General features: G+C 54.5%; 13 protein-coding genes. 4 read left to right on the top strand and 9 right to left on the bottom strand.

From position 1 onward, the window contains the following. Positions 1-30: 30 nt before the first annotated feature. From HNV11_RS07630 to HNV11_RS07640, 3 genes are all read left to right on the top strand, one after another. Positions 31-1,458 (top strand): alpha-L-fucosidase, encoded by a 1,428-nt coding sequence (locus HNV11_RS07630; RefSeq protein ID WP_171739107.1) that lies wholly within the window; start codon positions 31-33, stop codon positions 1,456-1,458. 1 nt (position 1,459) lies between these two features. Next, positions 1,460-3,478 carry an SUMF1/EgtB/PvdO family nonheme iron enzyme gene (locus tag HNV11_RS07635; RefSeq protein ID WP_171739108.1) on the top strand — a complete coding sequence of 673 codons (2,019 nt, stop codon included), beginning with the start codon at positions 1,460-1,462 and terminating at the stop codon, positions 3,476-3,478. A 528-nt stretch (positions 3,479-4,006) separates the two neighbouring features. Then, positions 4,007-4,657, top strand: a complete 651-nt coding sequence (locus HNV11_RS07640) for a hypothetical protein (RefSeq protein ID WP_205402746.1) — start codon at positions 4,007-4,009, stop codon at positions 4,655-4,657. Between the two features lie 51 nt (positions 4,658-4,708). On the opposite strand, the gene HNV11_RS07645 is transcribed toward HNV11_RS07640, so the two are convergent. The 9 genes from HNV11_RS07645 to HNV11_RS07685 form a co-directional block, all read right to left on the bottom strand. Next, positions 4,709-5,608 carry a sugar phosphate isomerase/epimerase family protein gene (locus tag HNV11_RS07645; RefSeq protein ID WP_171739109.1) on the bottom strand — a complete coding sequence of 300 codons (900 nt, stop codon included), beginning with the start codon at positions 5,606-5,608 and terminating at the stop codon, positions 4,709-4,711. A 34-nt stretch (positions 5,609-5,642) separates the two neighbouring features. Next, positions 5,643-6,446, bottom strand: a complete 804-nt coding sequence (locus HNV11_RS07650; RefSeq protein ID WP_171739110.1) for an alpha/beta fold hydrolase — start codon at positions 6,444-6,446, stop codon at positions 5,643-5,645. Positions 6,447-6,467: 21 nt separating this feature from the next. Next, positions 6,468-7,244, bottom strand: a complete 777-nt coding sequence (locus HNV11_RS07655) for a sugar phosphate isomerase/epimerase family protein (protein ID WP_171742098.1) — start codon at positions 7,242-7,244, stop codon at positions 6,468-6,470. A 167-nt stretch (positions 7,245-7,411) separates the two neighbouring features. Then, positions 7,412-10,603: a PVC-type heme-binding CxxCH protein gene (locus HNV11_RS07660; RefSeq protein WP_171739111.1), complete on the bottom strand. Its 3,192-nt coding sequence runs from the start codon at positions 10,601-10,603 to the stop codon at positions 7,412-7,414. Between the two features lie 4 nt (positions 10,604-10,607). Then, the gene (locus tag HNV11_RS07665; RefSeq protein ID WP_171739112.1) at positions 10,608-11,513 is read right to left on the bottom strand and encodes a ThuA domain-containing protein; all 906 of its coding nucleotides are present in this window, start codon (positions 11,511-11,513) and stop codon (positions 10,608-10,610) included. Positions 11,514-11,622: 109 nt separating this feature from the next. Then, the gene (locus HNV11_RS07670; protein ID WP_171739113.1) at positions 11,623-13,128 is read right to left on the bottom strand and encodes a RagB/SusD family nutrient uptake outer membrane protein; all 1,506 of its coding nucleotides are present in this window, start codon (positions 13,126-13,128) and stop codon (positions 11,623-11,625) included. A 19-nt stretch (positions 13,129-13,147) separates the two neighbouring features. Beyond that, positions 13,148-16,648, bottom strand: a complete 3,501-nt coding sequence (locus tag HNV11_RS07675) for a SusC/RagA family TonB-linked outer membrane protein (RefSeq protein ID WP_171739114.1) — start codon at positions 16,646-16,648, stop codon at positions 13,148-13,150. A gap of 26 nt (positions 16,649-16,674) precedes the next feature. Continuing rightward, complete coding sequence (locus HNV11_RS07680; protein WP_171739115.1) at positions 16,675-17,679, bottom strand: FecR family protein; 1,005 nt, start codon at positions 17,677-17,679, stop codon at positions 16,675-16,677. A 68-nt stretch (positions 17,680-17,747) separates the two neighbouring features. Next, on the bottom strand, positions 17,748-18,434 hold the full coding sequence (locus tag HNV11_RS07685) for an RNA polymerase sigma-70 factor (protein ID WP_171739116.1): 687 nt from the start codon (positions 18,432-18,434) through the stop codon (positions 17,748-17,750). Between the two features lie 386 nt (positions 18,435-18,820). Here HNV11_RS07685 and HNV11_RS07690 point away from each other — a divergent pair, with 386 nt between their 5' ends. Continuing rightward, on the top strand, positions 18,821-21,178 hold the full coding sequence (locus HNV11_RS07690) for a DUF1549 domain-containing protein (RefSeq protein WP_240163832.1): 2,358 nt from the start codon (positions 18,821-18,823) through the stop codon (positions 21,176-21,178). Positions 21,179-21,181: the final 3 nt, after the last annotated feature.

Consider the following 21,181-nt stretch of genomic DNA (forward strand, 5'->3'; position numbering starts at 1 on the left):
CCTGCTCTACCGTTTACGCTTATATCGACTATGAACCGTTTCTACGTAAGTCTCGCGGCCCTGCTGGTGTCGGTCGCGACCTTCGCTCAGCAGCATTCTGAGCAAAATCATTCGAAATACGTCTGGCCCAAAGACGGGCCGGTTCGGCAGAAGCTGGGCCAGTGGCAGGACCGGAAATTTGGTCTGCTCATGCACTGGGGCACCTATAGCCAGTGGGGCATCGTGGAGTCCTGGTCACTCTGTCCCGAAGATGAGGGCTGGTGCGAACGTAAAGGCCCGGCCTCGGCGAACTGGTATGAGTACAAGAAAGCCTACGAAAATCTCCAGACGACCTTCAACCCGGTAAAATTCAATCCCGAACGCTGGGCCGATGCCGCTCATCGGGCCGGCATGAAATACATGGTCTTTACAACCAAGCACCATGACGGCTTCTGCATGTTCGATACAAAGCAGACCGACTACAAAATCACCGGTGCCAAATCGCCATTCGCGTCGAACCCGCGCAGCAACGTAACTAAAGAAATCCTGGAGGCTTTCCGAAAGCAGGACTTCATGGTCGGCACGTATTTTTCCAAGCCCGACTGGCATAACGAGCATTACTGGAAACCGTATTTTCCGCCTAAAGACCGCAACGTCAATTACGACCCGAAGAAGTATCTCGATGAATGGAAACAGTTCGCAGACTTTACGTACAACCAGATTCAGGAGCTGATGACCGGCTACGGTAAGGTAGATATTCTCTGGCTCGATGGGGGCTGGGTGCGGCCGTTCAGCACCATCGATTCGACGGTGAGCTGGCAGCGCACCATTCCCTACAACCAGGACATCAACATGGCCCGCATTGCGGGAATGGCCCGCCAGCACCAGCCCGGTCTGCTGGTCGTTGACCGCACAGTGTCGGGCGAGTTTGAAAACTACGTAACGCCCGAGCAGCAGATACCGGACCACTACATGCCGATTCCGTGGGAAACCTGCATGACCATGGGTAATAGCTGGTCGTATATTCCGAAGGAAAACTTTAAATCGGCCCGGAAGCTCGTGCAGACGCTGGTCGATGTGGTCGCTAAAAACGGCAACCTGTTGCTGAACATTGCCCCCGGCCCCGATGGCGAATGGCATGAGGAAGCGTATGGTCGTCTGCAGCAGATTGGCAACTGGCTACAGGTCAACGGCGAGTCGGTTTACGGTACCAAACCGCTGGCACCTTACCGGCAGGACAACTGGGCCTTTACAACCAACGGTACGGCCAGCTATGCCTCTTACCTGCCTGCCGAGTCAGAAACCGTGCTGCCCGTTACGGTTCCCCTGCCCATGGCTCCAGCTAAAACGCTGACCCTGCTGGGGGTAAAACAGCCGCTGAACTGGAAGAAAACAGGCACCGGTGCAACGGTTACTATTCCCGAAAAAATTCGGCAGCAACTGGCCGGGCAACCGGTTTGGGTCTTTAAACTAAGTTAATATGAATGCGTTACGTTGGTTACTGGTGTTCGGTATAGGATCGTCCGTCGGCTATGGGCAAACGGTGAATTCGGTCGGAATGCGCCTTATCGACATTCCGGTGGGTTCGTTCTACATGGGTTCGGAGCGCGATGGCGAGGATGGGGATGAGCAGCCCGTCCACCGTGTCAGCATCACGAAGCCGTTTCGGATGGCCGCCACTGAAGTGACCAACGCCCAGTACGAAGCCTTCGACCCGGCTCACCGCAGTCTGCGCGGCAAGCGGGGGTTCTCGACGGCCGACGATGAAGCGGTCGTGTTTGTCAGCTACCCTGAAGCAGTCGCTTTCTGCGAATGGCTTTCCAAAAAGGAAGGTAAACCCTACCGGTTGCCCACTGAAGCTGAATGGGAGTATGCCTGCCGGGCTGGTACGGTCACCGATTACTCAGCGGGCAGCCGTTTACCGCAGGCGTTTCACAAGAATCAGAAAACGGATCGTGATCCGGTCGTTGTGTCGCTGCGCGTCGGACAGACACCCGCTAATCCGTGGGGGCTGCACGACATGCACGGCAACGTTGAGGAGTGGTGCGCCGACTGGTATGGACCTTACCCGACAGACAGTGGACGAGACCAGAGCCAGACCGACCCGGTTGGCCGGGCGAGTGGGTTGTTTCGGGTGACGCGCGGAGGCAGTCATGGTACGCCCGTGCGGTACCTGCGCTCGGCGAACCGGCAGGGGATGATTCCGGATGATAAAAATTGGATCGTCGGTTTTCGGGTCGTGCAGGGCGATCTGCCTGCTTCGAAACCCGCTCCGGCTCAACCACCTGCGGCCAACGCCCGGCAGGTCTCCCAACAGGTTTACCGCTGGCAGCCCGTATCGGCCACGCAGCCGGTGTTTCTGGAGCCGATCCGCTACGTCCATAAGCCCGACTGCGATTCCGGAGTGCCATTCTTTGGCCATAATCACTGCCCGGCCCTGACGTGGTGCCCGAACGGGGACTTGCTGGCGGCCTGGTTCTCGACTAACGAAGAGTCGGGCCGGGAAATGACCATCCTGGCCAGTCGGCTGCGGGCTGGACAAACCCAATGGGACGTGCCCTCCGAGTTTTTTAAAGTACCCGACCGGAACATGACTGGTACGGCACTACTTAATGATGGGAAGGGAACGATATACCACACGAACGGCGTCGAAGTTGACGGCGACTGGCAGGATTTGGCGGTGGCCCTGCGCGAAAGCCATGACAACGGCGCTACCTGGTCGGCACCTGTCCTGGCGGCCCCCGAACACGATAAGCGCCATCAGGTGATTGCCGGACTGTTACAGACGCGCGAAGGCTGGCTGATTCAGCCTGGCGATGCGGACCCCGGCCCTACCGGAGGAACGGCGGTCTGGGTGAGCCGGGATAAGGGGAAAAGCTGGAGTGCACCCTATACAGACCGAAAGAAACCTGACTTTCGGGTAGGAGCGACGGGTGGCCTCATTGCGGGTATCCATGCAGGTGTCGTGCAGCTTAAAGACGGCCGGCTGATGGCCTTTGGCCGCAAAGACGACCTTCCCGGACCCGATAGCGTAGGGCTGCGGATGCCCATGAGTATTTCGGCTGATATGGGGAAAAGCTGGACTTATTCGGCATCGGAGTTTCCGCCCGTCTGGAGCGGACAGCGGCTAATTCTGACCCGGCTCAACGAAGGTCCGATTCTGCTAATTTCCTTTACGCACCACCCCGACGCGCCGGCTGAAGAGCGGAAAGACATGTTGTTTTTCGATGGGCAGGGAAAAGCCGTTAAAGGTTACGGCATGTACGCAGCCCTGTCCTTTGATGAGGGTAAAACCTGGCCGGTGAAAAAACTCCTGACCGATGGTCGGGAGCGTTACCTCAACGGCGGAGCCTGGACGGGCGCATTCATGATGGATGCTACCCACGCTGAGCCCAAAGGTTATCTGGCTATTACGCAGTCGCCCGATAATCTGATTCATTTGGTAAGCAGCAGTATGCATTACCGCTTCAACCTCGCCTGGTTGATGAAAAAGCCCTGAAATAAGAAATCGGGGCAATAATCAATCTGATTATTGCCCCGATTTTAGCGTCAACTTGATGAATCGCCAAACGGTTAAAAAACACTAGCAGATGTAATGGAGCAAGAAGGGGGCGTAACTATTGGTATAGCCTCGCACGAAGGTCTTGACGAAGAGTAGGATGACTGCTTCCGAGTACGCTTCTGCGGTTTTGGCCCCGACTATTGTACCGATTCAAATAGTTATTTAGTCTACTTACCTGCACTTTTTAGTGCTCTCCGCTCGGCATACGTCTCTTTCTTCCGACGATTTTCTTTTGAAATCTGCATGCCACTGTACTTAGTACAGTAATTTTAGAAAGTGGCTTTCTGATGTTATGCTCCCAGGCAATCTAAGCGACGATTTGGGGACCATCCTGTTGCCGAGGATCGCTACAATTTGCGATTCAACAAATTGGCTTGCTTTTATTCTCTTTGGCTAGTGTAAGTTTTTACAGTATTTGTCACAAACTATTTCTAATGGTTCGGGACAACATAACGACTTACTGCTATGACGGTCTATTATACGGCACTTAGTGCATTTGACCAGAACTACGACGAGCATGGACTATCGTGGGAGAGCTACCTTCAATGGAGTAGGCTGACCCATATCAAAGAGCTTGTTTCACTTGACAATATGCTCAACATAAACCTAGTTGGCCCTGACTATAAAGATCCGGAGAGGGATTACAATACGGAGGATTGGAAATACCTCGTAACGGATGGTCTGTTTATAACAGGCTTTTACACTTCACTGGATTATGTATTGCGGAGAATGCAGCCCAGAGAACGATTCAATCTGTTAGCTGTCGTTATTAACCCTACGGAGGATTGCAAACCGGTAAGGCTGGAGAATTTTGACTTTATGGGTTATGAGTTGTTAGACTGGGAGTATGGCAATAGTGCGTTGACCAACTGCGGAGGCTTTGATGAAACATTCCTTCCCGCCGAGTTAAATCAATTTGGCCTTATTGATGATTACCAGAAAGCCTACGACATTCATCATAGGCTGTGCGAAAACAACCCTGACAATCATCATGCTGACACGAACGTTATCGCCATTTGGCGGCATAAAACGATTGGAAGGAAGGAAGCGGAACCACCACCGGGTCTTAAACAGGTGGGATTTAAATGCAACGCTCACCGGCAACCCCCGAATTAACTTAGGTACTAAAGTGAGCGGCTGCTGCCTTCGGCTTCCGGCGTTACGTAATTAGCTGGTTAAGCCGTATTTCGCCTGCATCATCTTGATGAATTTATAGCCGTTTTCGGCGATGTCCCAGGGGTCGTTATATTCTCGCCAGACGTTGATGGAGTTGGCAAAATCAACGTCATTCCGCGTGAAGGCTTCAATCGTCATCCAGCCCGTATAACCTACCTCGGCCAGCGTCTGGAACGTATCGTCCCAGGGAATATGGCCGTCGCCGGGCGTACCCCGGTCGTTCTCGCTGATGTGAACGTGGGCCAAGACCGGCGCAATGGTCCGGATGGCGTCAGCAAAGCGTTTCTCTTCCATGTTGGCGTGATGCGTGTCGAACATGGCCCGTACATTCGGGTGGTCAACCAGCCTGATCAGATGCGCCAGTTGGGACATGGTGTTGCACAGATAACACTCAAAGCGGTTGAGCGCTTCGGGCGCCAGAATGATGTTAGCCTGCTGAGCATATTCACCCGCTGCGTGCAGAACCTCCGCACTACGGGCGTATTCCTCCGCCTGCGGCTCGCGTCGGCTGAACGTAGCAAAGGCAGAGTGCATCGGGCCACAGATGACCGTAGCGCCCATCGCGTGGGCGCGGTCGATAGCGCCTTTTAGATACGCAACCGCCTGTTCACGAACGTTAGCCGATTCGCTGGCCGGATTTTCGTCGGGTCCGACAACCATCACCGTTGTACTCTGCAAGCCAAGCTGCTGCAAATGGTCACCAAATTGCCGATAAGCGGCAACGTTCTGGTTATCAATAAAACATTCAATACCGTCGTAGCCAATGGTTTTAAGCCGCTCGGCAATGGGGTGCATTTTTTCGGATATGGGCGCCGACCAGGCTAACAGGTTAAATCCAATGGGTACGGCCGATGAACGGATTGGCGAGTCGGGGGGCGAAAAAGTTGACATATACGAGTACGTAAAGGGCGCTTTTGTAGTGGAGTTAGTGGTTCAGTAACCAGTTCCGGACGCGTGGGTTAAAGTCATCAATGCATTCCCAGTGGAAGGCGTGCCCGGCTTCTTCATAAAGGTGAAGTTCACAACCGGGGATAGCGCCGGCGACCTCGTTGCTCATCCAGACGGGAGTGAACTGATCCTGCCGTCCACCAATAACGAGGCTGGGAACTGTAATCCTGCCCAGGTCGGTCAGCGTATTGTGATGTATACAGGCTTCGGCCTGCCCTTCGAGGCCATGCAGCGGCTGTGGGCTGGGGTCGGTAGCGGCCAGCTGGCGACCAGCCAGCAAATCTGCATACATCACGTCGTTATCCCAGCTTGGTTTGGCGTAGATCAGGAGCTGGATGTAGTTAGCGAATTCGTCGGGCCGCAGCCGGGCTTTGATGGTTGCCATGTGTCGGAAGATAGCCTCTGCCCTGCGGTCGCAACGAGCCCAGGGGCACATGAGCACCAGCGACCGGACTTTATTGGGATGCCTCAGAGCAAGTTGCTGGGCAATGGTACTTCCCATTGAAACACCAACGACCCGAACGGCGGACAGGTCAAGCTGATCAATCAACCCGGCATAATCGTCGGCCATCTGGGCGGTGGTGTAAGGACCTGCGGGCTTATCGGATTGACCAACGCCCCGATTGTCGCCGAAGATGCAGTGAAAGTGGTGTTGCCAGTCATCGACGTGCTTTTCCCAGACTGATCCGGGGGCCGTAATACCCATGATCAGCAACAAGGGGTCACCTGTTCCGCGCTCTTCGTAATACAGTTGAATGCCGTTGGTGTGTGCAAAGGGCATAAGCAATCGTTAAAAAGGTGGTTATTTCAGCGATGGAAGCAGTGTTTCATACACCCACCGTCCGTCGTGGAGCGTTACGCCATCCGGGTCATCCATGGCTTCGGGGCCTTCGTCTTCGCAAATAATCCAGCCGTTGTACTGCCGTTCAACCAGCCACCGGGTAATGCCCGCAAAGTCTACCTTGCCATTGCCCAGCAGCGCAAACTCAGGTTCGCCGTTCCAGTCTTTGAAGTGGACAAGATTGATCAGCTCAGCATACTCTTTCATCTTGGTCAGGGGGTCCATGCCGCCGTTGATCAGGTGGCCGACATCGGGCGTCCATCCGGTAACGGATGCGTCGAGCGATTCGAGAATAACGCGGTAATCTTCTTCCGTGCGGGTTATAGAGGAGTGGGGTGAGTTGGGATGGAAGCTGCACGGTACGCCCTGATCAACCGCCCGGCGGGATACCTGGTTGACAATGTTAACCAGATTTCGCCGACGTGTTTCGAGGTCATGACGTCCCGTTGGTTTCTGGACCGTACACAGCAGCGCGCCCGGGAAGTGTTTCAGCAAGGCAATGCACCGGTCGGCTTCGCGCCGTTCCTGTTCGGTTTCGCTGGCTCCGTTCCAGTCCAGGGCCAGGGCAATGGCGGCCAGCTCGACATTGTGTTCCCGGAGTTTTCGGCCCAGACTTTCCGGATCGGGCAAATCCCCCATCCAGTTAAAAATTGGCTCGATACCGGCAAAACCGGCCTGGGCCGTAATCTCGATCATATGCCCCTGGCGATTGGCATGGGTCTGACCGTTGTTATTCATAAACCAGGTGTAAGCTTCGGCTCCGAAGCGGAATGGAAAAGAAGAATTCACAGCGAATGCGTTAAGGTAATGGGCCGGTTTGGCCGGTAATGATTAAAGCGTACAGTCGATTGCTTACGCGTCCGAATGCCTGCCAAAAATTCGGGCGCGTGAGCAATCGACTGTACTTATTTTTCCATCGGGTGTTCGCGGAGCAGCTGATCCGGCGAGTAGAAGTCGGTTTTCTTTTCGGTAGCCGCTCTGACTTTTTTCACCTGATCCGGCAGAATCGCGGGAGCCTTATTGCCAAATGAATTTCGGACGTAAGTCAGCACAGCGGCTATCTCGTCGTCTTTCAGCAGACCGCCGAACGGGGTCATCGGCACCTGACCAGGATAGGTTTTTCCAGCGACTTCAATCGGGCCGAGCAGCCCTTTCAAGGCCAGCTTGATTAATCGCTCTTCATTGCCGGTTACCCAGTTGGAACCCGTGAGCGGGGGGAAGCCAGAGGCCGTGAGCCCCTTCCCATCGGGCTGATGACAGGTCGTGCAGTAGCCTTCCCGGCCGTAAATCTCCTTACCCATCGCCAGCAATTCGCCTTCTTTACCTTTCAGCATCGAGCTGGCCACTACTGGCTTTTCCCTGGCAACGTTCCGGTCGTTCAGATGGGCTTCGGCCGCTTCATAGGCATGTACCATCCAGTCGTCGAGGGGCTTTTTCTTTGCTTCGGCCAGAACCGGCAGACCTTTTTCTTTGCCAATCCAGGAGGCTGCCACAATCGCGGCCAGTCGAACCCGGCTGTTTTCGTCGCGGGCGGCCTGCATCAGCAAATCGGCCTGATCGGCTACCTGATGACCCGTGTAGCGAACCACCTGAACGGCTGCGGCCCGGGCGTGGTAATCCTTCGCTTTCAGCAGTTGCCGCAGCAGCTTCTGATCAACTTTGTCCAGACCCCAGCTCACCCATAGCCCTTCGAGTAGGTGATGCTCGTAGCGGGGGTCATTCTTATCCAGTCCGGCTACCCAGGTAGTTAGTTTTGCCAGCACCTGCGAAGCATCCCGGCCCCGCAATTCCCGACGCGTTCGGTAGCGCGTTCGGTATTCGGGTAGTTTGAGGTTATCGAGCAGTTGCTCAATGCTCGCTCCATCGATCTTGGCGGGTGTAACCAGCGGTCTCGACGGATACGTAATCCGGTAAATCCGGCCGTGCGAATGGTCGCGCAGGGGGTCGCGGGCATTATGCTGCATGTGGCCGATCAGGATGTTGTGCCAGTCGATGACGTACAGTGAACCATCGGGGGCAAACTCCATATCGACGGGCCGGAAGTTACGGTCCTCACTCACGACCAGATCGGCCCGGTGGCGGCTCTTGTAGCCGGTGCCATCGTCAACCAGGGTGTGTTCTTTCATCCCCAGGAAACCAATGGTGTTGTTAATGAGCAGATCGCCCTGAATTTCGTCCGGGAAGTGGCGGCTGGACACGAACTCCAGGCCGGAGGTGGGCCGCACGCGATGCGCATCTTCAATCAACTGAACAGATTTATGGGTAGCTTCACCGTAACGAGGCAGGACTGAACCCGGCATCATCCAGCGGACATCCGGGCTGGACGTTTCGGCCAAAAACGGCTGTCCCCACTCGTCAAAGGCAATGCCCCAGGGGTTTGGGATGGAAAGCTGGGCGGTACGTTCCAGCTTCTTCAGCTGGGGCGCGTACCGATAGAAGCCGCCGTTGGTTGCCCGAACCGGACCGTAAGGAGTTTCGACGTTAGTATGCAGAAACACCCCTTCGCCGGAATAGATAGCCCCCGACGGATCGACCGTAAAGGCGTGGCTGTTGTGGTGCGTGTCGTGATCGTCAAAGCCACTCAGCAGTATTTCGCTTTTGTCGGCCTTGTCGTCGCCGTTGGTATCGGTGAACAGTTTCAGGTTGGTGCCCTGTGAGATATACACCCCTTCTTTGGCGATTTCGAAGCCGAGCGGCAGGTGCAGGTGATCCGCGAAAACAGTTTGTTTGTCGGCTTTACCGTCGCCGTTGGTATCTTCAAAAATCAGGATTTTGTCGTTGGGCCTGGGGTCGCCGGGTTTGTAGTGCGGGTAACTGGGCATGGCTGCTACCCAGAGCCGCCCCTTGTTATCAAACGACATCTGCATGGGCTTGGCCAGATCCGGGAACTCCTGCTCAGAAGCAAACAGCTCGATTTTATAGCCTGGTGGTACTTTCAGCTTACTCAGTGCATCCTCGCCGTAAAGGTATTTCAGGCTACCGTTCTTCTCGGGGTTATAGTTGGTTTTGACCGTAGGTAGTACCCGGGTTCGCTTATCGGCGGCTGCAATGTCCATACGTTGGCCTTTAGCCGCGGCCAGCCAGACGGCCGTATCCCGAATGGCGGTCATCTGCCGGATTTTCTCGATCTCGGCCGGGTAGTTATCCGGACCAAACGGATTGTACCGACGGCCATAGGCATGCACTCCGTTGGGGATTTTGTAATCGTTGTGCCACATCCAGTTCTTTTCCAGAACGGCTTCGTGAACCAGTTTCCGGTTCGCTTCTGCTTTTGCCGGGCGTTTGCCAAACACCTGGTCGGCCAGCAGAGTCCCCAGCTTTTTGTAGCCCTCATCATTGAGCTGCGAACCGTCAATTGTCAGCGGCTCCTGGCTGGCAGCGTACCAGTTCTGGGAAGGCGTAAAGGCATCGACAAAAAGGACCTCTCCTGTGTTCCGGCTGTTCTGATCGGCGACTTCCTTCATCGCCTTCGCGTACAGCGCCAGATTCTCGTTTTCCCGTTTGCCATTCGGCAGATCAAACTTATCCGACAGGTCTTCAAAGGCAATCGGCGATACCAGAGCCAGTTGCGGAGCCGTCGTGCCATTGTATTTCTGGCTCAGCGTATGCTTGACAAAGGCATCCAGTTCGGCTTTGAAGTTAGCCAGCCCTTTCTGGCCCTGGAAGGATTCGTTATAGCCGAAAAACGCAACAATTACGTCGGTTTTAAGCCGGGTTAGCCACTGGTCGGGCGTTTCGAAATGACCAATACTGCCCGAGTTATTCGCCAGTTCGGTCTGGAACTTCTCGGCGCCGGGAAAGGCCCAGGGCGTGTTTCGGCTGGCGTGGGGCCGAAAACCGGGCGTATCACCACCGTCGCACATGTTGCGGATAAATAGCGAATGCGATGGGTAACGGACCTGCATTTCGGTCTCGAAATGGCCGTAATTCATCATCCTTGACCCCAGGTTGTTGCCAAGCAAAATGATATGAGAGCCTGGTTTTATCGCCAGAGGTTCGGTTCTGTTTATCTGAAACGCACTGAACGCAATAATGATCAGGCTAACCGCTAGGAGCAGGCCCGACAGGGTTTTCTTTTGACGAACAAACGAAGACATGTGCTCAGAATTTTTTGGGGTGGCCGTAGGGCACGTTAATGTCAATTTTTCCTTTCCATCGTTTGGGGACTGGCTTTCCAAGCTCCCAATGAATGGCGTTGATCACCATTCGTTGGAAGGGCTCCAGGCGAAAATCTTCGGGGTGGCCCAGGGTGGTCAGAAAAGTTTTGCCACCCCACTGGTTCTGCCAGGTCCAGGCAACGGGGTTGTCGATGGCCGGTTTGTCGGGGTTAACGGCTTTGCCCATCAGCAGCGGAACGGCTCCTTTGGCGGGGTAGTCAGGCAGCACGCGGTAAAGCCAGGACGACGCATGGAAGCTGGGCTCTACGCCGGTCAGGATGGGGTGGCTGGCCGCTTCGGGAATAACTGTAACGTCGGTGGTGCTCTGGTGACCGTAGTGCGTGTGTTTGGCGGCACCGCCCCAGCCCGGCGGACTCCCGAAGGCAAACTCACCGAAGGCGTTCCAGCGTCGGCGTTCGTCGCCCTCCGGGTAATTGAAGGCGTGGGTCGTGGTGCGGAAACCCATTACCGGCTTGCCCGATTTCAAGTAGTCTTCAATGAAATTGAGCTGGTCTTGGGGGAGTTGGCGCCAGCGAAGATAAAAAACGGCCAGGTCGGCCTCGCGCAGGGCTTCCAGACCGGGAATGTCTTTTTCACCGTTGTAGTCGGGATAGGCTGTGAGGACTTTAGTCCGCATGCTATAGTTCTTTTCCAGCTCAGCGGCAATTAGCGGCAGGGTCAGTTCGCCACTGTATTCGTGATCGCCCGTTACGAATACAACGTAAGGTTTATCAGCTGCGGCCGCATTGGGATTTAAGCTACGGGCAACGGCTTCGGTCCAGCCGGTCAGGCCGGTTGCCGCCAGTAAGGCGGTGGTTTGTTTTAGAAAAGCTCGACGTTGGGTTTTCATGAAGGGCAGTTTGAGAATAGGAGCCGGGGCTAATCAGATAAGCAGTTTTTGCCCTGAATTTACTTAGTCGAAAACAGGTGGAGCCCGGTTTCGGGCTCCACCTAATCCGTTAATACCCCGGGTTTTGCTTTAAGTTGCTGTTGTTGCGGATTTCGGCGGTTGGAATTGGGAACAGTAGTTCGCGTTCCTTCAGCACAGGCCCGTAGGAGAACTTATGCCCTACGTAATTCTCAAACGTTTTCGTCGATACGTTAAACGCCTTCCGAAGCCGGACCATATCGAACCAGGTCTTGTTCTCAAAGCTTAGTTCATACCAGCGTTCCCGCCAGATCGCTTCCCGTAACTGCTCTTTGGTCAGGCCCGCCAGATCGGGCAGATTCGCCCGCTTTCTGATTTTGTTGACCGCTTCGTATCCATCAGCCGACGGTCCAGATACTTCATTGGTTGCTTCGGCGTAGATCAGCAGCACTTCCGCGTAACGCAGTAGGGGCCAGTTCAGGTCGCTGGATGTGGTGGTGAGGTGTGCCTGCGTGTCGAAATGTTTAAAGATATAATACCCACCCAGATCAACGGTTTTGCTTCGGTTGTCGCTCAGCGTGTAGGTGCGGTAATAGAACTGCTTTTCTTCGGCCCGTTTGTCGCCTTTTTCGTAGGATTCGACAAACTCTTTGTTGGCGAAAATAGCACCCGTTTCATCGGAATAGGCCGATATGCCCTGATTGTAGGGAATAATGGACGTTTGCCAGCCCGACGGCTGGATATTAGCCGCAAACTGAACCATGAAGATGTTTTCGCCGGTGTTCTTTCGGGCTGGACTGTGCAGGTCATCGTAGGTAGTAAACAGGCTGTACTGATTACTCTTGATGACTTCGCTGGCTTTGTCGGCGGCTTTCCTGAAGTACTCCGCGCCTTTCTGCAGGGGGGAGCCGGCCATAGTCAGGTATACACTCGCCAGCAGCGATTTGATGGCACCCAGCGTTACCCGGCCGGATGGATCGACGAAGGGTAAGCCCGACGTTTCGGCCTGGGTCAGGTCCTCAACAATCTGTTTGTAGATTTCTTCTTCGGTGGCCTGCTTCGGGTAAAGATTCTCCGAGGTCAGGCCAATAGGGGTCGTGATCAGCGGCACCTTACCAAAAATGCGAACAAGGTTGTAGTAATAATGCGCCCGCAGGAACCGGGCTTCACCTAGAGCCTTGTTTTTGTTGGCTTCGGGCATGGTGATATTGGGGATGTTCGCCAGCGCCAGGTTGGCATTGGCAATGCCCTTGTAGCTGCTCACCCAGTACACCCGACCGTATTCGTTATCCGACGTATTTACCAGATTGCGAACGAAAATGCTGTTCTGGGCCTGCCCCAACTCGGTGTTGGCCAGGCCGGTTGCAAATTCCAGCATCATCCAGGGAGCGCCGTTGAAGCCCCCACCCGTCGTTGTTTTCAGGTTATCATAAATCGAATTGACCACGCTGGTGGCGTGTTCGGGCCGGGTAAAGTAATTGTCAACGGTAAAGTTCGATTTGTCGGTTTCTTCCAGGAAATCTGAGCAGGACGATCCGCAGACGAGCAGCATCGCACCGAGTAGCCATTGATTGGTAAATTTTATAGCCGTTTTCATACTGTCAGTTTTGAAAAGATTAAAGACCAATGTTCAGACCGACCATGAACACCCGGGGCTTTGGGTAGTCGTAGAGTGCTACCCCCTGGTCAAAGGCGTTGCCGGTGGTGGACACTTCCGGGTCATAGCCCTGGTATTTTGTTTTCAGAAAGAAATTCTGGGTCGAGGCATATACCCGCAACCGGTTCAGACGGAGTTTCTGAATGACTTCGGCGGGGAAGGTATAGGCCAGGAGCAGGTTACGGCCCCGCACAAACGATCCGTCCTGCACGCGGTGCGTATCTTCGTTGGTGTTATAGCCTGCTGATACGGGTCTGAACTGGGCAATGGGTGTGTTCTGGTTTTCGGGTGTCCAGGCGTTCAGCACGGTTTTGAAGCTGTTAGCGATACCCTGCCGGTCTTCGGCCGAGTGCTGGCTTCTGAACAGCACGTCATTGCCGTACATAAACTGTAGATCGACCGTCAGATCGAAGTTTCTGTACTTGAAGCTGTTCAGGAGCGTACCGAACCCGTCGGGAATGCCCTTACCGATAATCACGCGGTCCTTGTCATTAATGACCCCATCCTTATTGACATCCTGGTATTTTACGTCACCCGGCCGCTTGAGGTACTTGGCCGCTTCAGACTCCTCGGCCGTGCTCCAGGTGCCCTGATGAACGAAGCCGAAAAACGAACCTACCGGCTCTTTTTCCCGCACCACCGTAAAGCCCACGAAGATGTCGGAGCCGCCGGTCAGCGCAATGACCCGGTTCCGATTGACCGAAATGTTGAAGGTGGTATTCCAGGAGAAGCCACCGGTGTTTACGTTGACGCTGTTGATGCCCAACTCAACACCCCGGTTTTCCATGCTGCCAACGTTCTTTGAAACGGTCTCGTAGCCACTGCTATACGGAACAGGCGCGCTTAGCAGCATATCGGTCGTTAGTTTACGGTACAGATCAAGCTCCAGCGACAACCGGTTCTGGAAGAGGCCCAGTTCGAGGCCGACATCGACCTGATGGGTTTTCTCCCAGCGTAGATCCGGGTTCGCTAGCCGGCCAACCCCTACGCCGATGGCGCGCGAACCGCCGAAAATCACCGAGTAATTAGCCATACCCGCCAGGGCCTGGTAGGCGGTTATTTCGGAGTTACCCGTTACGCCGTAGCTGCTGCGCAGTTTGAGGTTGGAGATCGTCGGGACGTTCTTCATGAAGCCTTCGTCGATAATCCGCCAGGCCAGCGCGGCCGAGGGGAAGAACGCATACCGATTGGCTGAACCGAATTTCGATGAGCCGTCAATCCGCCCGGTGAGGGTCAGCAGGTATTTATCTTTCAGGCCGTAATTGAACCGGCCGAAATACGAATTCAGGCCATAGCCCACGGCGGAAGAACTCGGTGCCTGCGGTACGGAGCCCGCGCCCAGGTTATTGAACTGGAAATAATCGTCCTGGAAATTCTGCGTGGCTGCCCGGCTGGTGAACCGGTCAACGTGCTGCCAGGCCAGCCCCAGCAAACCCGTGAACGAGTGCTTCTCGGCAAACCGTTTGTTGTAGGTCAGGTAGTTTTCAAACTGCCAGGAGTTGTGCCGCTCGTTGGTGATGCTGGCCGTGCCGTTCTGGTTACGGGAAATGTAGTTCAGTGTGCGACCGGCGTATTCATCAATTTCCTGGTTGATGACGTTGGTGCCCAGGGTGGTACGTAGCTGAAGATCTTTGGTCAGGTTCAGATTGGCATATACGTTGCCGAGCATGGTCTGCGTCTTTACGTAAAAGAACCGCTCCTTCAGAATGTTGATGGGGTTGCCGCCCCCTTCCATACCCGGATAATCTTCATTACCGCCCCAGCGCCCATCGGGATACTTTACGGGAATGATGGGCAGGGCTTCGAGTACCTGCCGCATGGCAATAATGCCGCCCGCGCCGAGTGGGTCGATCTGGTTTTCTTTCTGGTCGTTATAACTCAGCGTACCGCCCACTTTAATCCAGTTCTTAATCTGGCTGTCGAATACAAACCGACCGGCGTATCGTTTCAGGTAAGATTCTTTAACCAGACCATTCTCATTCCGGTAGCCCAGATAGACGCCGTAGCTATCTTTGGCATTTCCGCCGGCGAATGCCAGCTGGTGGTTTTGCGTGAACGCTTTCTGAAAGGCTTCGTCCTGCCAGTCGGTATCGTAGAGGGGATTGCCACTCGCATCAAACAGCAGCGGATTGGTCCGCTTGGTTTTGGGGTCTTTATACTTGCCACCTGCCCAACCAACGGGGTCATATTTCTGGGCGTTCTGATACGCGATGTCCTCGACCATCAGGAATTCTTTCGAGTTCAGCAGGGGAATTTTACGGGGCAGCACGCCGACGCTCAGGTCGGTATCATACGTAATCCGCCCGCCCGTCTGGCTACCGCGTTTCGTCGTGACCAAAATAACACCGTTCGCGCCCCGAGCGCCGTAAATCGCCGTGGCCGATGCGTCTTTCAGGACTTCAATCGAGGCTATGTCGTTGGGATTGATGTAGTCAATGGGCGTACTGCCATTCGTTAAGCCGGAAGCGTTCAGAATTACCCCGTCAATGACGTAGAGTGGGTTGTTGGCTACGCTCACGGAGGTGTTTCCCCGAATCCGGATGTTGGACCGTCCGCCCGGCCGACCCGAGTTGACCGATACGTTAACTCCCGTAATCCGACCCGCCAGACCCTGGTTAAGCGACGCTGCGGGTCGTTCCTGCAGGGCTTCGGCTTTGACAGTGCCGACGGCTCCCGTCAGGTCTGATTTTTTCTGAACGCCATACCCGACCACCACAACTTCGTTCAGGGTTTTCTGGTCGGGAGCCAGCGTTACGTCAACCGTTGAACGATTGCCGACTACCACCTCCTGATTCAGATAGCCAACGAACGAAAAAACCAGCGTTATGGGCGAGGCCCCCCCTTCGTCAGGCACCGACAGGCGATAGGCCCCATTGGCATCGGTGGTGGTGCCGCGGGTGGTGTTTTTAACAACAACGCTGACGCCCGGCATGGCTTCGCTGGCTTCGCCTTTAACCGTACCTGTAATGAGCCGTTCGGCAACGGCGGTTGTCAGTGCCCGCGTTGCGTCGGGGGCTTTCTCCGCCAGGCTCTCCTTCAGGCCAGAGTTTCCCGAAAGCTCGGATTCCAGCGGTTTCAGGTCGGCGTTAACAACTTTACGGGGCTTCCTGTCGCTAATGACCAGATACGAACTGTTGTTGATTTTTTTATATCGAAGTCCCAGCGGTCCCAGCACTTTGTCGAGGTTTTTTTCAATAGTGGCCCGGGGACTAAGCGCTTCCGTTGGCACGGAAAGTCCTTCGACGGTTTGCCGCTCAAACAGGATGTTTACGCCATAGCGGCTGTTCAATTCGTTGAGGACGTCTTTAAGCTGGCGAACGCTCCCCTTATACGTTTGGATGGTAGTTTGCTGTACGTTTTTAGCCAGGATGACCGACTGCGACCAGCCCGGCTGAAAACCCAGCAGCAATAACGCGACGGGAAGCCCCAGCCTGCAGGCTTTTTGTGGATACTGTCTCATAAGTTGAAAGGGTTTGGGTTATTAGGTTAATGGCTTTTAAGCTGGACCCGATTCCCCTGTCGGATGACGTCAATGTCCAGCAATTCGGAAATGGATTGTAACAGTTGATCAACGTTTTCGGCTCGTAACGACCCCATCAGTACCCGCTCGGCCAGCTTCCGGTCTTTTATCTCGACCTGCAGGCCATAGCTGTCTTCCAGCATGTAGGCAACTTCCTGCAGTGGGGTTTCATCAAACACAAATCGTTTTCCGGCTTCGGTCGTCGGCAGGGGTGTCTGGCGGATGGCGTTAACCGCAACGTGATTTGTCCGATCCAGCGTAGCCAGCTCTCCCGGCTTCATCGTCAGCTGTTTTACTGTATTGCCTTCCTGATAATGAAGAGCTACTTTTCCCTTGTTCAGGGCAACCCGGGCGCCACGTTTGCGGGCAAAAACGGTGAATTCGGTCCCCAGCACCACTACCTCGAAGTTCTTTTTGGTCTTAACCACAAACCGCTGGTTCGTTGGGGTATGCGTCACGGCAAATGAAGCTTCGCCGGTGAGCACAACTTCGCGGGTGCGGTCGCCAAAGCCCCAGCGGGGCACGCACAGGGTCGAATTGGCGTTCAGCACAACGCGACTCTGATCGGGTAGTTGCAGCGAACGCGATTCGCCAAAACCTGTTTCGTAGGTTACGAAACGAATCTGGTTCCGAAACAGATACGTACTTAAGCTGCAGAGCGCCAGAAGGAGAGAGGCCGCTACGAGCCATTGTCTGAAGAACCCGTTCGACGGACCTGAAGGCGTTAAGGCTGGGTTTGGTGTAGCCGCCGTATGGGGGTTCTCCTGCAAAAAGAGCGAGTACCGATCATGGGCCAAATCGATCTGGGCCAGATATTGCGGGTGCTTGTTTTCCCACTCTTCGAGCCACTCGTAATATTGCTCTTCGTTTGCTTTTTCCCGCAGCCACTGCCCAATCTGTTCGCGCTGCAACGGAGAGGTCTTCCGGGCGAAGTAGTCAAACACCAGTTTTTTATTAACTTCTGATTCCATATTTCCTGGGTTGTACGGTAAGTAAAGAAGGCGCATGCCTCATAAAATCAGCTGGTTGGCTAACTCAATCAGTATGGAAGGACCGATCCGATCAGGGCCATAATTGAGAGCCAGTGATCTTTCAGGCCATTTCGAACCAGGCTCAGCGCTTTAACGATGTGGACCTCAACGGTTTTAATCGACAGCCCTAACTCAGCCGCGATTTCCTGGTATTTCTTGCCTTCAAACCGGCTCAGCAGGAATACTTTCCGGCATTGTGGGGGGAGCAGTTCAACCAAATCTTCGACCCGGTGGAGCACTTCTTCGTATTGAACAATCTGGTCGGGGCGCTGCCCAGCCGCATTCTCCGGAATGGGGGTGGTGTCAATATCGTCCAGGTCCTGAAATTCCAGCCGCAGATAATTGTAGGCTTCGTTGCGAACGCTGCGAAAGAGGTAGTAACGATAAGACGACGTAATGTTTTCGTAGGCTTTTGTTTTCCAGAACTTACAGAACACTTCACTGACCAGATCTTCAGCCGTTTCTTTGGAATAAACAAACCGGACTGCATGGCTGCACAGAGCCTGATGATAGCGCCGGAACAGTAGTTCGCAGCCTTTTTGCGGATTTTCGTCAAATGCCAGTCGGATGAATAGCTCTTTACCATCACCTACGGCGCTTTTTTTAGGATCGGCAAGCTGGCCAGATGTCGTTGAAACGTCAGCATAAACTTGAGGGGGCTGGCTCTTAAGATTGATAAGCTGGCGAACTTGCATAGGGTAAGGTTAGAAGGAGGACATTCTTGAATAAATTTTATATTGTATCAGTAAAGACAACTTTTAGCGTAAATCACCTTAGTTGAATAGTAAAATTTCTGAAAAAAGTTAAAATGTGACCTCTTTTTGCTTTACCAACGAGGGGCCGCATTACGATCAATAGTTGCCGTAGCAGCCCGTTGCCGGGTTATGCGTAAATCCAGCCTGGTCGAACGGTCCAATCTTGATATTGATCCGGCAAATACGTCTTCCAGGAGCAGCCATTCTGGGAAGGTATGGGAACGTTTGTGAGTAGAAACTAATAATATTTGGTTATTCTATTAGCTTTTTCAGGTACGCCTGGCGCGGCTGTTAATTTCAGATTTCCGGCATAAGTTCTAAAGCGTGTGATTATAGCAGAATCGTTCTGGCTCTGGCAGTTTCTGGGTCGCCTGCATCCCCTGATTGTTCATTTTCCGGTCAGCTTGCTGTGCATTGCTCTCCTGCTGGAAGTCGTGGGCTGGTTTCGCAAATCGACCGAGTTACGGGCGGGCATTACTGCTCTGGTCTGGATTGGCGCCATTAGTTCTGTCGTGGCAGCCGCCCTGGGGCTGGTTCTGGTGAATCAGGAAGACTACGGTGGCGATACGGTGACCATTCACCAGTGGGCCGGGCTGGCGACGATGCTCCTGGCGATTGCTGCCGTGGTGGCGCTTCGCGCGAAGCGCCTGGGGGTGTACCGGGGGCTGCTGATCGGTGCGGTTGCGGGCGTGAGTCTGGCTGGACATTACGGTGCCTTGCTCACCCACGGCGAAGATTACCTGACCAGTGTATTGCCCAAAGACACCGATTTTGCCGCGCCCACCTCGGGCCAGACGCAGTTTACGTTCGCCAGCGCCAGCACAAACCAGCCGCTAACCGACAAACAGGTGGAGGACCTGAATCTGGAAGTGCGGTCGATACTGGCGCATAACTGTTATAGCTGCCACAGCGCTACCAAGACGAAAGGCGAGCTGCGACTCGATAAAAAAGAGCTGGTCCTAAAAGGTGGTAAGAACGGCGTAGTCCTGAAACCGGGCCATCCGGAAGATAGCGAGCTGATGCGTCGGATTACGTTGCCGATCAGCCATAAAGAAGCCATGCCGACGAAGGGCAAGCGTCTGAGCGAAAAAGAAGTAGCCCTGCTCTCGTTCTGGATTCAGCAGGGCGCTCCCTGGCCCAGTGGTGCCGAAAAAAGCATTTATCGGGTAGCCGCCCTGGCACCCCGTTTGCCAGCAATCCCGTCGGCCCCCGCCCAGTTGACGAATCCCATCGACCGCTTTGTTCATCAGTATTTTCAGCAGAATAAGCTTGGCTGGAAGAAGGTAGTGGACGACCGGACATATATGCGCAGGGTCTATCTGGACGTAATCGGTCTGCTGCCCACACCCGAAGAAATTCAGGCGTTCCAGGCGGACACCCGGCAGGACAAACGAGTGATTCTGGTTCAGGATCTGCTTGGCCGGAACGAAGCCTATGCCCAGCACTGGCTCACATTCTGGAACGATGCCCTTCGGAATGATTATTCCGGTACGGGCTACATCACCGGCGGCCGATACGACATTACGAAGTGGCTGTATGCGTCGCTGAAAAAGAATAAGCCCTACAACTGGTTCGTGCGGGAGCTGATTAGTCCGAACAAGGAATCGCAGGGATTTATCAAGGGCATCAAGTGGCGCGGCACGATCAACTCCAGCCAGCGAACCGAAATGCAGGCGGCTCAGAACGTATCGCAGGTGCTGCTGGGTTTGAATCTGAAATGTGCATCCTGCCACGATAGCTTCATCAGCGACTGGAAACTGGACGACGCTTATGCCTTCGCCAATATTTTCGCCGACACGACGCTGGAAATAAACCGCTGCGACAAACCGACCGGTATTAAGGCCGGGCGTCGGCTGCTGTTTAAGGAACTAGGTGAAATCAGCGTGGATGCATCCACCGAGAAGCGACTTCGCGAGCTGGCTGATTTTCTGGTGCAGCCCAAAGACGGGCGGCTGTACCGTACGCTGGTGAATCGGATCTGGGCGCAGCTCATGGGGCGGGGGATTATCGAGCCTGTGGATGTTATGGATAACCAGCCCTGGAGCCAGGACCTGCTGGACTGGCTGGCGTATGACTTTGTGCAGAACGGCTACGACATCAAAAAACTGATGGCTACCATTCTGACCTCGCGCACGTATCAACTGCTCTCCGTTGGCATTAAAGACGCGGATATGCTCACAGCGCCAACCTTTGTGTTTCAGGGGATGGTTCGGCGTCGGCTCACAGCGGAGCAATTCGCCGATGCGGTGAGTCTGGCGTTCAACCCTGTTTACCCCGACACGGCTGTAGTGGAGATGCTGCCCAAAACAATTCGGAAGGAAATGCCCTTTCCGCGCGCATCGCTGGTGAAAAACGACCGCTTCCAGACCGCTCTGGGCCGACCGAACCGGGAAACGGTCAGCACCAGCCGTACTTCGCAGGCCAATCTGCTGCAGGCGCTGGAGCTAACCAACGGCACTACGTTCAACGAAGCGCTGAAGCAGGGGGCGCTTCGCTGGAAAACCGCCTATCCGTCGTCGGGTAGGCTGGTCACGGAACTGTATCGGAAAGCTTTGGGACGTAATCCGCTGCCGGGCGAAGCCGCCGTTGCGCAGAAGATCGTCGGAGCAAACCCGAGTGTGGAAGGGATTCAGGATCTGGTATGGGCGATTGCGCTTCATCCTGAATTTCAGTTGATTTATTGACCG

Source organism: Spirosoma taeanense, from assembly GCF_013127955.1.
Lineage (GTDB): Bacteria > Bacteroidota > Bacteroidia > Cytophagales > Spirosomataceae > Spirosoma > Spirosoma taeanense.